This window comes from Deinococcus metallilatus (assembly GCF_004758605.1).
Classification (GTDB): Bacteria; Deinococcota; Deinococci; order Deinococcales; family Deinococcaceae; genus Deinococcus; species Deinococcus metallilatus.
The window spans coordinates 371,017-383,303 of record NZ_CP038510.1 but is presented as its reverse complement, the minus strand read 5'-3'; the positions used below and the strand labels follow the sequence as shown (position 1 = coordinate 383,303).

13 protein-coding genes are annotated in these 12,287 nt (G+C 67.9%); 3 read left to right on the top strand and 10 right to left on the bottom strand.

The window, feature by feature from the left end; translation table 11 throughout:
- Window positions 1-244: 244 nt before the first annotated feature.
- Window positions 245-490: a LysR family transcriptional regulator gene (locus tag E5F05_RS01715; RefSeq protein ID WP_146719759.1), complete on the top strand. Its 246-nt coding sequence runs from the start codon at window positions 245-247 to the stop codon at window positions 488-490.
- A gap of 135 nt (window positions 491-625) precedes the next feature.
- Here E5F05_RS01715 and E5F05_RS01710 read toward each other — a convergent pair whose 3' ends face one another.
- The gene (locus tag E5F05_RS01710) at window positions 626-1,354 is read right to left on the bottom strand and encodes a type 1 glutamine amidotransferase domain-containing protein (protein ID WP_146719758.1); all 729 of its coding nucleotides are present in this window, start codon (window positions 1,352-1,354) and stop codon (window positions 626-628) included.
- Between the two features lie 62 nt (window positions 1,355-1,416).
- Between E5F05_RS01710 and E5F05_RS01705 the strand changes: the two genes are divergently transcribed.
- A complete protein-coding gene (locus E5F05_RS01705) occupies window positions 1,417-2,025 on the top strand; it encodes a TetR/AcrR family transcriptional regulator (protein WP_221274442.1) in 609 nt (202 codons plus the stop codon).
- The gene (locus tag E5F05_RS01700; RefSeq protein ID WP_146719756.1) at window positions 2,022-3,023 is read left to right on the top strand and encodes an NADP-dependent oxidoreductase; all 1,002 of its coding nucleotides are present in this window, start codon (window positions 2,022-2,024) and stop codon (window positions 3,021-3,023) included. Before E5F05_RS01705 ends, E5F05_RS01700 begins: the two co-directional genes overlap by 4 nt.
- Before the next feature lie 311 nt (window positions 3,024-3,334).
- Here E5F05_RS01700 and dgoD read toward each other — a convergent pair whose 3' ends face one another.
- Genes dgoD through E5F05_RS01655 form a run of 9 tightly spaced genes read right to left on the bottom strand, consistent with a single transcriptional unit; the run spans window position 3,335 to window position 12,262 of the window.
- Window positions 3,335-4,483 carry a galactonate dehydratase gene (dgoD, locus tag E5F05_RS01695; protein WP_146719755.1) on the bottom strand — a complete coding sequence of 383 codons (1,149 nt, stop codon included), beginning with the start codon at window positions 4,481-4,483 and terminating at the stop codon, window positions 3,335-3,337.
- Complete coding sequence (locus E5F05_RS01690; protein ID WP_146719754.1) at window positions 4,480-5,127, bottom strand: bifunctional 4-hydroxy-2-oxoglutarate aldolase/2-dehydro-3-deoxy-phosphogluconate aldolase; 648 nt, start codon at window positions 5,125-5,127, stop codon at window positions 4,480-4,482. Before E5F05_RS01690 ends, dgoD begins: the two co-directional genes overlap by 4 nt.
- Complete coding sequence (locus E5F05_RS01685; RefSeq protein WP_146719753.1) at window positions 5,120-6,166, bottom strand: mannonate dehydratase; 1,047 nt, start codon at window positions 6,164-6,166, stop codon at window positions 5,120-5,122. Before E5F05_RS01685 ends, E5F05_RS01690 begins: the two co-directional genes overlap by 8 nt.
- A gap of 22 nt (window positions 6,167-6,188) precedes the next feature.
- Window positions 6,189-7,133 carry a sugar kinase gene (locus tag E5F05_RS01680; protein ID WP_146719752.1) on the bottom strand — a complete coding sequence of 315 codons (945 nt, stop codon included), beginning with the start codon at window positions 7,131-7,133 and terminating at the stop codon, window positions 6,189-6,191.
- Window positions 7,126-7,758 carry a bifunctional 4-hydroxy-2-oxoglutarate aldolase/2-dehydro-3-deoxy-phosphogluconate aldolase gene (locus E5F05_RS01675; protein ID WP_146719751.1) on the bottom strand — a complete coding sequence of 211 codons (633 nt, stop codon included), beginning with the start codon at window positions 7,756-7,758 and terminating at the stop codon, window positions 7,126-7,128. Before E5F05_RS01675 ends, E5F05_RS01680 begins: the two co-directional genes overlap by 8 nt.
- Window positions 7,755-9,215 (bottom strand): gluconokinase, encoded by a 1,461-nt coding sequence (locus E5F05_RS01670; RefSeq protein ID WP_244944468.1) that lies wholly within the window; start codon window positions 9,213-9,215, stop codon window positions 7,755-7,757. Before E5F05_RS01670 ends, E5F05_RS01675 begins: the two co-directional genes overlap by 4 nt.
- Window positions 9,216-9,235: 20 nt before the next feature.
- Entirely contained in the window at window positions 9,236-10,057 is an 822-nt protein-coding gene (locus E5F05_RS01665) for a carbohydrate ABC transporter permease (protein ID WP_146719749.1), read from the bottom strand.
- A complete protein-coding gene (locus E5F05_RS01660) occupies window positions 10,054-10,971 on the bottom strand; it encodes a carbohydrate ABC transporter permease (protein ID WP_146719748.1) in 918 nt (305 codons plus the stop codon). The genes E5F05_RS01665 and E5F05_RS01660 overlap by 4 nt, the downstream gene beginning before the upstream one ends.
- Before the next feature lie 4 nt (window positions 10,972-10,975).
- Window positions 10,976-12,262, bottom strand: coding sequence for an ABC transporter substrate-binding protein (locus tag E5F05_RS01655; RefSeq protein WP_146719747.1), 1,287 nt, complete (start codon window positions 12,260-12,262; stop codon window positions 10,976-10,978).
- Window positions 12,263-12,287: the final 25 nt, after the last annotated feature.

The following is a 12,287-nucleotide window of genomic DNA, read 5'->3' as shown; positions in this document are numbered from 1 at the left end:
CCGGGCCGGGCCGTTGAAAAAAGGCGAACGCGGGCGACGCTGAAAACACCGTAGCAGTGGGCCGCCCCGTGGTGAATCTCGGAGGTTCACGTGCGCTTGAGCGTTTGTTCACGCGGCCAGGGGATGAAGCAGGCCAGCATAGCGCGAGTGGGAGGCGGCCCCACGTCCGCCAACCAGACCCGGCGCGTGACCGTGTGGCCTTCCGCTCCGTACCAGCAGAGGTTGGGCAGTCAGCCAACCCGCCGTGGATGGGCAACTCCAGGCACCGCAGGAACAGATCGGGCAGCCCCTCTACACCGGGCGGGTGCGGGGGATGGTCCTGAACGACATAGGCGAACGCCTGTTGCCCTACGCGCAGGCCATGAACCGGAACGTGCGGGAGGTCGCTGATCTGTTCAGCGACTTGCGGAAGCGTTCTGCGGGTCGCGTCTCCGTCGCCCTGAGCGCAAGGGCCATCGCTGTGGTTCGTCAGGCCACAAGCGGGTCATAACCACATTCGCCCGAAAGCGTCCGTTAAGGGCATGAATGCTGTCTCAGTCAGTCTCGGATACGGCTCATATCGAAGTGGTAACGCCCAAAGGGGTCGATGTGCTTCCACAGCAGTGGTGTCGTCAGCGCCAGGGCCTCAGCTCAGGTCAGCGACCAGACGCTTGGCAAGCTGTTCAGAGGACGCGGGATTCTGCCCAGTGTAGAGGTTGCGATCCACCACCAGGAAGGGGAGCAGGGGGATGGCGCCCTTGACGTACTCTGCGCCCTCCTCACGCAGGCGGTCTTCCAGGAACCACTTGGCTTTCCAACCAAAGGTGTTCAGGCGCTCCTCGGTGTTCGACAGTCCGGTCATGCGGTAGCCCTCAAACGGCCATGACCCATCGGGATTCCTGGCCGCGAGGGCGGCGGCAGGCGCGTGGCACAGCAGGGCCAGCGGCCTCCCCGAGTTCAGCCTGCGGGTCAGCAGCGCACCCGAAACTTCATCATAGGCCAGGTCTTCCATCGGGCCGTGACCGCCGGGGTAGAACACCAGGTCATAGTCATCGGGATTCACGGTGCCCAGTGACCGGGGATGATCCAACTGGGGTTTGATCGAGAGCAGGTAATCCGCGATTGCGTGCCGTTTGGAGGAAGAACCCGCCGTCCAGTTCATGCTGAGGCGATCCAGCGTGGGGGCCTTGCCGCCCGGTGTGGCGAGGGTGATGTTCCAACCTGCTTCACTGAAAATTTTGTGCGGCATCGCCAATTCTTCGCCCCAGTAGCCGGAAGGGTGGACGGTACCGTCTTTCAGCGTCCAGCGGTCGGCGGCAGTGACGACGAACAGCACCCGTTTCGGTTCGGCGTCTGGGGTATTGGAAGCAGCCATGTGTCCCAATGTAGTCACCGATAGCATTGTTGTCAATGCCTACTTCGCGCTACACTCGCGCCGTGAGCGAAGGACGCCCCTACCATCACGGCAACCTCCGGGCCGAACTGCTCAGACGCGCCTGGGACATCATTGAGCGGGAAGGCGTGGAGAACCTGTCCCTGCGTGCCCTGGCCCGTGAACTGGGCGTCAGTCACGGTGCCTCCGCCCGCCACTTCAAGGACAAACAGGCGCTGCTGGACGCCCTCGCGGTCACTGGCTTTGAACAGCTCAACCAGATCCTCGCCGAGATTTACACCACGACCGAACCCTTTGAAGCGCGGTTTAAGGCCGCCGCCCTTGCTTACGTCCAGTTCGCCGTGACCCATCCCCGCATCCTGCGCCTCATGTACGCTACCAAACACCATCCAGACGCCAGCGGCGCACTCCGCAAAATCAGTTGCTCGACCCTGCAAACCCTCACCACCACCATTGCCGCGGCCCAGCACAGCGGGGAGGTGCAGGCGGGTGATCCCAAACACATCGCCCTGGTGGCGTTCGCCAATTTTCACGGGGTCGCCACCCTCGCCACCGACGACCTGCTCGAAGGCATGTCCTGGCAGGACGCGGCGGCCCTTGCCATCCAGTTCGCCTGGCAGGGAATAGCCCCAGCAAACCGGGAGGAAAAATGAAAGCAGCTTACATAGAACGCTACGGCCCGAACGACGCGGTACAGATCGGCTTTCTGCCTCAACCGCAGCCCGGCCCCCATGACCTGCTGGTGCGGGTGCGGGCCGCGAGTGTCAACCCCATCGACCTCGCTATTCGGAGTGGTCGCCTGCGTCCCATCCTGCCTTACCGGCTCCCCTTGATCCTGGGCAGTGACCTGTCCGGTGAAGTGGTCGCCGTCGGTTCCGCCGTCACCCGCTTTGCCGTCGGTGACGAGGTCTTCGCCCGCCTCGATAAAGACCGCATCGGGGCCTTTGCCGAGTATGCCCTGGTCGGGGAAAAGGAGGCCGCGCACAAGCCCGCACGGCTCACGCACGTCGAGGCCGCGAGTATTCCACTGGTTGGACTGACTGCCTGGCAGGCCCTCACGGAGATTGGACACGTCAGTCCGGGGCAAAAGGTGCTGATTCAGGCCGGGTCGGGTGGCGTGGGCAGCATCGCCATTCAACTGGCCCACTCGCTCGGGGCAGAGGTTGCCACCACCGTCTCAGCGCGCAATGAGGCGCTCGTCCGCGAATTGGGAGCGCAGACGGTGATCGACTACCGCACGCAGCGGTTCGATGAACTCCTTTCAGACCAGGATTTCGTGCTGGATACCCAGGGTGGAGACGTGCTGGCCCGGTCATTCAAGGTGCTGCGCCGGGGCGGAACGCTCGTCACCATCAACGGCGCGCCGACGCCGCAAGCCGTGCGTGAGCGCAACATTGCGTGGCCGGTTCGGTTGGGCCTCGCGGCGACGCATATCAAGGATTACAGGCTGGCCCGGCGTTACCACGTCAAGTTCGCTTACCTGTTCATGCGCCCCGACGGGAAACAACTGGAAGTGCTGGGCGCCATGTTGCAGGACGGCACGATTCGCCCCGTGATTGACCGGGTGTTTTCTCTGGATGAAACACGCGAAGCACTCGCTTACAGCGAAACCGGGCGAGCGACAGGAAAGGTGGTCATCGAAGTGCCGTGACCGGTGATGTTTTTTCTGGCGCCGAGAAAGAATTTCTCCCCAGAATGAGGACCCAAACTGGGCCTCGGGGAATCGCGGAACTGTGCTCATGGCTGGAAATTGACTGACGAACAAAGGCTTCAAGACCTTAACGGGTGTTTTCGGTGGCGGAGGCAGCCTCGCGGCGGTGGGGATCGAGGCCCCTCACGTGTCCGTCTCACATCAGAGTTCGGGGAGTGGCCGCAGGAACTTGATGTGCGGAGCGGGCCGCCGGGCACATCCTGCACGGTAACGTGGCACAACTGCTGGGCCACGGCTGCTGACCTGTGCCGTCACCACTCCGCGACGCTGCCGTCGGCGTGGCGCCAGACGGGATTGCGCCAGCGGTGGCCGGTACGGGCCAGCTCGCGCACGACGTCCTCGTTCACCTGGATGCCCAGCCCCGGCCCCAGCGGCATCTGCACGAAGCCCCCGGCGTATTCAAAAACGGTCTGGTCGGTCAGGTAGTCGAGCAGGTCACTCCCCGCGTTGTAGTGGATGCCCAAGCTCTGCTCCTGAATGAAGGCGTTGTGGGACACCGCGTCCACCTGGAGACAGGCGGCCAGCGCGATTGGCCCCAGCGGGCAGTGCGGGGCGAGGGCCACGTCGTAGGCTTCGGCCATCGTGGCGATCTTGCGGCATTCGCTGATGCCCCCGGCGTGCGAGAGGTCCGGCTGAAGGATGTCGGCCAGGCCCTCCTGCAACACCTGCTTGAAGTCCCAGCGCGAATAGAGCCGCTCGCCCAGCGCAATCGGCGTCGTGGTCGCCCGCTTGACGTCGCGCAGGGCCTCGACGTGTTCGGACAGGACAGGTTCCTCGATGAACATCAGCCGGTAAGGCTCCAGCTCGCGGGCCAGCACCTGGGCCATCGGGCGGTGGACCCGGCCGTGGAAATCCACCGCGATGCCGAAGTCCGGCGCGGTCGCCTCCCGCACCGCCTGCACGCGCGCCAGCACCGCGTCCACCTTGGCATAGGAATCCACGTACTGGAGTTCCTCGGTGGCGTTCATCTTGACGGCGGTAAAGCCCGCCGCGTGTGCCCGGCGCGCGGCTTCCCCCACCTCGGCGGGCCGGTCGCCGCCGATCCACGAATACACCCGGATACGGTCGCGGCACGCCCCGCCCAACAGGTTGTAGACCGGCGTGCCCAGCGCCCGGCCCTTGATGTCCCACAGCGCCTGGTCGATCCCGGCGATGGCGCTCATGAAGACCGCCCCCCCCCGGTAGAACCCACTCCGGTACATCACCTGCCAGAGGTCCTCGATGCGCCCGGGGTCCTGCCCGATCAGGTAATCGGCCAGCTCGTGGACGGCGGCCTGCACCGTATGCGCCCGGCCTTCCACCACCGGTTCACCCCAGCCGACGATTCCCTCGTCCGTCTCGATCTTCAGGAAGCACCAGCGCGGCGGGACAATAAAGGTTTCGATGTTCGTGATGTTCATAAGGTGACTCCAGGGATGAATCCGTCCTGCGCGCTCTGCATCAGTTCTGCGGCCCTGCGCCGCAGTCCGGCCCAGTCGGGATTCGTCCAGTCGGCCCGGGTCAGCGCCCCGCCGACGCCCGCGCCGACCGCCCCCGCCTGGAGGTAGTCCTTCAGGTTCCGGGCGTCCACGCCCCCGACTGCCAGGAGCGGGAGGTGCGGGTACGGGCCGCGCAACTGCCGGAAGTAGTCCGGGCCGAGGCTGCTGGCCGGAAAGACCTTGACGGCGGCGCTGCCCTGCGTGTGGGCCGTGTAAATCTCGGTGGGGGTCAGGGCGCCGCTGAGCAGGCCCAGGCCATGCTCGCGGGCATAGGCATTCACGTCTGGCACCAGATGCGGCGTGACCAGGAAGGTGGCCCCCGCCCCCTGCGCCTGTCGGGCGAGGTCCGGCGTGACCACCGTGCCTGCGCCCAGCGTCAGGTCAGGAAAGGCGGCGCGGATGGCCCGCAGCGAGGGCAAGCCCAGGTCGTCACTCAGGGCGACCTCGAAGAGTTCGGTGCCCGCGCCCCGCAGCGTCTCGACCAGTTTCGGCGCGTGCCGGGCGGGCACGCCGCGCAGGATGGCGAGAATCTTGGTGCGGCGCACCTCGCTGAGCAGGTCAGGCATGGCTCCTCCGTTCCTGCACGGCGTCGATCAGCCCTTGCAGGTACATCGCCCCCAGCGCGCGGTCGTACAGGCCGTACCCGGGGCGGCCCGTCTCCCCCCAGATCATCCGTCCGTGGTCCGGGCGAACCGGCACGTCCGGGCGCAGTTCCTCCAGGCGCATGATGACCGCCGCGAGGTCGGTGCTACCGAAACGGCTGACGTGCGGCACCTCGTCGAAATCGCGGTCGCTGTGGCGCCTCACGTTGCGGGCGTGGACAAAGTGGATGCGGGGCGCGAAGGCTTCGACCATCGCCCGCAGGTCGTTGTCCGGGCGCGCGCCCAGCGATCCCAGGCAGAAGGTCAGGCCGTTGTGCTCGTCCGGCACCGCGTCCAGAATGAAGCGCAGGTCCTCGGCGGTGCTGACCACGCGGGGAAGGCCCAGCACCGGCCAGGGCGGGTCGTCGGGATGAATGGCGAGCTTCACGCCCAGCCGGGCGGCCTCCGGCACCACCGCCCGCAGGAAGGACGCGAGATTCTGGCGCAGCGCCGCCGCGTCCACGCCCTGATACGCCGCGCGCAGGTCCGCCAGTTCGGCGGGCGTATACGCCTCGGCCCAGCCGGGCAGGCTCAGCTCCCCGACCCCGATGCGGAGCTGTTCCACCTCGGCCTGCCGGAAGATCAGGCTGGTGCTGCCGTCCGGCCGGGGGTGCGCGAGGTCGGTGCGGGTCCAGTCGAAGACCGGCATGAAGTTGTAGCAGACGGTCCGGACACCCGCGTCCGCCACCACCCGCAGGCTCTCGGTCCATGCCTCGATGCGCTCGCCACACCGTTCGTTCCCCAGCTTGATGTCCTCATGGACCGGAATGCTCTCGATGACGCTCAGGCGCAGGCCAGCCACCTCGACCCGTTGCCGCAGGTCCTGCATGGCCTGCCGCGTCCACGGCTCTCCCGGCGCGAAGTCGTGCAGGGCGGTCACGACCCCCGACAGATTGGGGACCTGCCGCAATTGCCAGAGCTGCACCGGGTCTGCCGGGCCAAACCAACGCATGGTCAATTCCATTCACAAGCTCCTTGGGACAGGGTCACCGGACAGGTTCGCCCGCGTGACCCGCCTCCAGCACGGCCCACACCTCGGCCTCCGTCGCCTGCAACTGGTCGCCCGGCGTGGTGGTCTTCAGGGCGGCGGTGGCGGTGGCAAAGGCCAGGGCGTCGGCGGCGCTCTCCCCGTTCAGGGAGGCGTGCAGGAAGCCGCCCGCGAAGGCGTCCCCCCGGCCCACCCGCCCCGGCCCGCTGGCGGCGAGAACCGGCTGCGGGAAGGTCTGCCCGCCAGGCATCAGGGCCAGGCTGCCCTCTGCGCCGCGCGTCTGGACGATCAGCGCGTCCGGCGCGAGGTCGCGCAGGCCCGCCAGACCGCCCAGCATGGGGGTGTCCCGCCCGGCGACGAAGATCAGGTCGGCCAGGCGCAGGGCCGGGGCGTAGACTTCCAGGGCCGCATCCTCGGCCAGCAGCAGGCGGCGGTGGTTCACGTCGAAACTGACGGTGAGGCCCGCCGCCCGGGCCTCCCCCATCAGGCGAAGGGCGAGGTCGCGTGGCCCCGCTCCCAGCGCCAGGCTGATGCCGCTCACGTGGAATGCCGCCCGGCCTGCCAGCCACGCGGGATCGAAGTCGGCGGCGGTCAGGTGCGTGAAGGCGCTGCCGCCCCGGTCGTACACGACACGGCTGGGGCGGGGCGGGTGATGGTCTTCCAGGTAGAAGGTCCCCAGTCGGCCCTCACGGGTCAGGGCCAGGTCGTCCACCTTCAGCCCGCGCACATGCCCACGCACCCACTCGCCCAGCGGTCCGGAGGGCAGGGCGCCCACCCAGGCGGCGGGGCGACCCAGGGCGGCCAGCGCGGCGGCGACGTTCAGTTCCGCCCCGGCGCACTGCGCTTCCAGCCTGCTCATCGTCTCCAGCCGCTGCGCCGGGGGCAGGACCAGTTTCAGCAGGGCCTCCCCGAAGGTCAGGACACTGACGGGGGCTTCAGACATGGGTTCCTTCCTGACGGGTGAAGCCGAGGAGTTCCGTCAGCCGGGCCTCCAGCTCGTCCGCGTCCAGCCTGAACAGTCGGCTCCCCAGGCCCACCGCCAGGGCACCTGCGCGCAGCCATTCACCGACGCTCTGGCGGGTCGGCTCCACGCCGCCCGTGACCAGCACGCGGCTCTGCGGGAGCGGGCCGAGCAGCGCCCGCACGAACGCCGGACCCAGCACCTCGCCGGGGAACAACTTGACGACTTCCGCCCCGTCCTGCTGGGCCTCGAACACCTCGCGCACCGTGCCCGCGCCGGGGAGATACGGCAGGCCGCGTTCCCGGCAGACCGACGCGACGGCCGGAACCCGGCAGGGGCTGACGATGAAGTCGGCTCCAGCCTGCGCGAAGGCCTCGGCGTCGGCGGCGCCCAGCACGGTCCCGGCCCCCAGCAGCACCTCGGGAAAACGCTCACGCAGCGCGCGAAAGGCCTCCAGGGTCTGTGGGCTGCGGTGGGTGAGTTCCACCGCCCGGACCCCCGCGCGCGTCAGGGCGGACAGACGCCTGGCGGCCTCCTCCACCTGCCCCGGCGTGAAGAGGGGCAGCAGGCGGTCGGCGGCCAGCACGTCCAGCAGACCGGGGGTCATGCGGGCACCTCCCACGCCTCACGCAGCCCACTCAGCGCGGCCCCCAGAGCCTGCATCCGCCGGGTGGCGGCCCGGTAGAGTTCGTGGTGGTCGGGCACCGGCTCCACCAGCCGCTGCGCGGTCGGCTCGGTGGGGAGGGGATGGCCCTGCGCCTCCAGCGCCAGCAGCGCCGCGCCGCGCGCACTCGCCCCGGTGGGCCGGTCTTCCAGCAGCAGCGGGCGGCCCAGGGCATCGGCCAGCATCTGCTGCCACGGGCGCGAGGCCAGCAGCGCCTTGCCACTGGCGATAAACACGGCGTCTTCCGGGAGGGGGAGGCGCCAGGCCAGGTCGGCCAGGCGGCAGGCCACGCCCTCCATCCCCGCGCGGGCGATCTGCGCGGGCGTGGTGGCGTAGCTCAGCCCGTGGACCGTGCCGCGCGCATGCGGGTCGTAGTCGGGGCTGCGGGTGCCGCCCAGCGACGGAATGAAGGTCAGGCCGTGGCTGTCGGGCACGATGCCCAGCAGTTCCTCTTCCAGCCCCTTGCCGCCCAGTTGCAGGGTGGAGGTCAGCCAGCCGTAGAGGTTGCCCCCCTCGGTCAGCGCGCCGCCCAGCAGGTGCATCGCGCGCGTGATGCGGTACGACCACAGGCCGGGCGGAATCGCCGGGGGCGGGCCGGTGACGGCCATGCGGACCGCGCTGGTGCTGCCGACCGTCAGCGCGAAGCGGCCCGGCAGGATGGCCCCGCTGCCGACGGTGGCCGTCGCGCCGTCGGCAATGCCCAGGTAAAAAGGCACCCCCGCGAGTTTCGGCCAGCGGGCCTGGAACTCCGGGCGCAGGGTCAGTGAGGTGTCGTAGTCGGCCAGCTCGGGCAACTGGTCGGCGGTCACTTCGGCGGCGGCCAGTGCCCCGGCATCCCACGTCAGGCTGAAGCGGTTCAGCATCCCGGTCCACGACGCCAGCGAGTAGCTGGTGAGCCAGGCGCCGGTCCAGCGCAGCAGCAGGTAATCGGGCACGCTGCCATAGCGCGCGGCGTGCAGATCGGGATGCGCCGCCCGCCACCAGCGAATCTGCGCGGGCCAGTAGGCGCTGAAGGCGGGGCACCCGACCTGTTCGGGGTCCACCATCCGCGCCACCGCTGCCACCTCCCCCGCCGAGCGGGTATCGGCGTAGGACAGCACCGGGCCGATGGGCCGGTCGGCGGCATCCAGGACGACCAGGCTGCTCACGAAGCTGGTCAATGCCACCCCCAGCACGGGCCGCTGCCCCAGGCGCTGGTGCAGGCGGTCGAGGATGTCCTCGATGCCCCGGATCAGGGCCGGGAGGTCCACCTCCGCGACGCCGCCCGGCGCGTAGCGCAGTTCGACGGGCGAGTGCGCCTCCAGCCCCGCCAGCGAGCGGCCCAGCGTGTCGAAGGCCGAACCTTTCAGGCCGCTGCTGCCCAGGTCGAGGCTCAGCATCACCGGCGGGGGCGTGCGCATGGGCTGTGGAAAGCGCAAGGTCATCCTTTCACGCCACCCGCGGTCAGCCCCTTGACGATGTACTTCTGCACCGTCAGGGACAGCAGGATGATCGGCAGCGTGATCAGCACGGCGGCGGCGGCAATTGCCCCGTAATCCTGGCTGCCGTAGCTCAGGAAGTTGAACACGGCCACCGGGACGGTCTTGGTGTTGGGTCCCCCCAGAATCAGGCTGAACAGGAACTGGTTCCAGGAAAAGATCATCGCCAGAATCCCGGCGGTCACGATGCCGGGCGCCACCAGCGGCAGGATGATCCGCACGAAGGCCCCGACGCGCGAGGAGCCGTCCACCAGCGCCGCCTCCTCCAGATCGGTCGGAATGTCCTCGAAAAAGGCGATGGTGATCCACACGATGAGGGGCAGGGTGATGATCAGGTGGCTGATGATCAGCGCCGTGTAGCTGCCGATCAGGTTCAGTTTGGTGAACACCAGAAACAGCGGCAGCAGAAAGGTGATGTAGGGGATGATGCGGCTGATCAGAATCCACAGGCTCAGTCCGCGCTGCTTGAACCGCGCAATCGCGTAGGCGGCGGGCAGCCCCAGCACCATGCCGATCAGGGTGGCGCTCAGGGCCACGATCATGCTGTTTTTGGTGAATTGCAGGAAGTTGTTCCGCTCGATCACGTTGCGGTAGTTCTCCCAGGTGGGCGTGAAGAACCACAGCGGAACCGCCGCCGTGTTCTGCACCTGGGTCTTGAGGCTCATCATGATCATCCACACGAAGGGGAACAGCATGACCACGATGGCTATCAGCAGCAGCAGATTGGGCAGCAGGTTGCGCCAGCCGGTCGCGCGCGTGCTCATGCCTGCCTCCGCAACAGGTTCACGCCGATGGCGACCACCGCCACGATGACCAGCAGCAGCGTGAGCAGCGAGGCGGTGTAGCCCACCCGCAGGAACTCAAAGCCGGTGTGATAGGCGTAGACGTTCAGCGTCTCGCTGGCGTTGCCGGGGCCGCCCTGCGTCATCACCTCGATGATGTCGAAGGTCTTGAGGGCGTCGATCAGGCGGATGGTCAGCGCGGCGAACAGCGCGGGCTGGAGCAGCGGCCAGGTGATGTAGCGGAAGGCCTGCCAACTGCTCGCGCCGTCGATGCGCGCGGCCTCGAAGGGATCGTCGGGCATGGTCTGCAACCCCGCCAGCAGGATCAGGGCCACCAGCGGCGTCCACTGCCAGATGTCCACCAGCGCCAGCGCCGGGATCACCAGCCGGGGGTCGGCCAGCCACAGGCTGCGTCCCAGGCCCAGGGTCTGGAGGAAGTAGTTCAGCACCCCGAGGTTGGGGTCCATCATCAGCGCCCAGATCAGGCCCACGGCGACCGGCGTGCTGATCATGGGCAGCAGCACCGCCGCGCGCACCAGCCCCTGCGCCCGCATGTGGCGGTTAAGCAGCAGCGCGAGGCCCAGCCCCAGCAGCATCTGGAGGGGCACCGCGATCAGCGTGAACTCGAACATCAGCTTCGTGGCATTCCAGAAGCGCGGGTCCTGAAACGCCTGCACGAAGTTGCCCAGACCCACGGACCGGCTGGGCAGGGCGTCACTGACCGAGCGGTCCTGGGTACTCAGGATCAGGTTGAACAGCAGCGGCAGGATCGTCAGCGCGAACAGCGCGGCCAGAGCGGGCAGCGGAAACACCCAGCGGATGTTCCGGTCCAGCCAGGAGGAGAAGCTTCCTCCTGGCCGTGGCTGCCCCCGCGTCCGGGTGGGGGCGGAGGTCATGGCCTTACTTTTCCTTGCTGATGATGCTGTTGGTGGTCTGCTCGGCGCGCTTCAGCAAGTCCACGGTGTTGCCGCCCTGGAGGATGCCCACGATGGCCTGCCCCAGCGCGTCCCGCACCTCGCCCACCTGGCTGACGGGCGGGTTCCACAGCGGGTTGGCGCTCGCCAGTTGGCTGAGGTGGGCCTGGGTCCATTCGGGGTTGGTTTCCTGCTTCTTGAAGGCCGGGTCGTTCCACACGCTGCGGCGCACGGCGGGCACGTCCTGGAGCAGCACCCGGAGCTGGTTCTGCCGGTTGGTGGCCCACTGCGTGAAGAGCCAGGCGGCCTCCTTGTTCTTGCTGCCCTTGCTGATGCTGAGCGCCCAGGTGGTCACGTAGGGCTTGCGCCCCGCCGGACCAGCCGGGAACGGCGCGTAGCCGACCTTCCCGGCCACCGTGCTGCTCTTGGGGTCGTCCACGATGCTGCGGAAGAGCGAGGCGTCGGTGAACATCGCGACCTTGCCCTGGGCGAAGAGGCTGGTGACTTCCGGCCAGCTCATCGTCACGGCCGCCGGGGGGCCGTACTTGCGCAGCAGGCCGGTGTACAGGTTCATGGCCTGCACGAACTTGGGATCGGTGAAGTTGGCCTGGCCGTCCCTGGTGAGCCAGGTGCTGCCGTAGGAGAACATGTAGGGGCTGAACTGGCTGGTGGCCGACGCCCCCTTGCCGCGCAGGGCGATGCCGAAGACGCCGTCCTTGCCGTTGAGCGCCTTGGCGGCCGCTTCCATCTGGGCCAGGGTCTTGGGCACCGGAATGTTGTACTTGGCGAACAGGTCCTTGCGGTAGAACAGCATGGGCGTTTCCGTCTGGATCGGCACGCCGGTCATGATGCCGTTGTACTCGGTGGACCTCACCACCGAGGGGAAGAAGTCCGAGAAGCCCCAGTTCCCGGCGGTCAGGTTCTTGTTGCCGATATAGGTCTTCATGTCCTCGACCCAGCCGCTGCGGGCGTACAGCAGCCCTTCCTGGCCGGGCGAGAGCATGAAGGCGTCGAGGTTCTGCCCACCGGTCGAGAGTTCCACCAGAACTTTCTGCCGGAACTGCGCCTCGGGGTAGGTTTCCACGGCCAGCTTGATCCCGGTCAGTTTCTCGAACTCGGGAAAGTAGGGCTGCATGGCGGTCGTCCAGGGGTGCTGGTTGAGCAGCAGGCGCAGGGTGGTGCCCTTGTAGGCGTCCCACTTGACGGTCTGGGCCTGGGCGGGGGCGGCGGCCAGCAGGCCGGTCAGGGCGAACAGCACGGTCAGGTTACGCATCACAGTCTCCTTGTGGGGGCGAGAG

Excerpts from the sequence above, each read along its gene's own strand:
- E5F05_RS01655 (WP_146719747.1), bottom strand. The coding sequence starts at position 12,262 with ATGCGTAACCTGACCGTGCTGTTCGCCCTGACCGGCCTGCTGGCCGCC.
- E5F05_RS01680 (WP_146719752.1), bottom strand. The coding sequence starts at position 7,133 with ATGTCTGAAGCCCCCGTCAGTGTCCTGACCTTCGGGGAGGCCCTGCTG.
- E5F05_RS01660 (WP_146719748.1), bottom strand. The coding sequence starts at position 10,971 with ATGACCTCCGCCCCCACCCGGACGCGGGGGCAGCCACGGCCAGGAGGA.
- E5F05_RS01690 (WP_146719754.1), bottom strand. The coding sequence starts at position 5,127 with ATGCCTGACCTGCTCAGCGAGGTGCGCCGCACCAAGATTCTCGCCATC.
- E5F05_RS01700 (WP_146719756.1), top strand. The coding sequence starts at position 2,022 with ATGAAAGCAGCTTACATAGAACGCTACGGCCCGAACGACGCGGTACAG.
- E5F05_RS01710 (WP_146719758.1), bottom strand. The coding sequence starts at position 1,354 with ATGGCTGCTTCCAATACCCCAGACGCCGAACCGAAACGGGTGCTGTTC.
- E5F05_RS01670 (WP_244944468.1), bottom strand. The coding sequence starts at position 9,215 with ATGCGCACGCCCCCGCCGGTGATGCTGAGCCTCGACCTGGGCAGCAGC.
- E5F05_RS01675 (WP_146719751.1), bottom strand. The coding sequence starts at position 7,758 with ATGACCCCCGGTCTGCTGGACGTGCTGGCCGCCGACCGCCTGCTGCCC.
- E5F05_RS01685 (WP_146719753.1), bottom strand. The coding sequence starts at position 6,166 with ATGGAATTGACCATGCGTTGGTTTGGCCCGGCAGACCCGGTGCAGCTC.
- dgoD (WP_146719755.1), bottom strand. The coding sequence starts at position 4,483 with ATGAACATCACGAACATCGAAACCTTTATTGTCCCGCCGCGCTGGTGC.
- E5F05_RS01665 (WP_146719749.1), bottom strand. The coding sequence starts at position 10,057 with ATGAGCACGCGCGCGACCGGCTGGCGCAACCTGCTGCCCAATCTGCTG.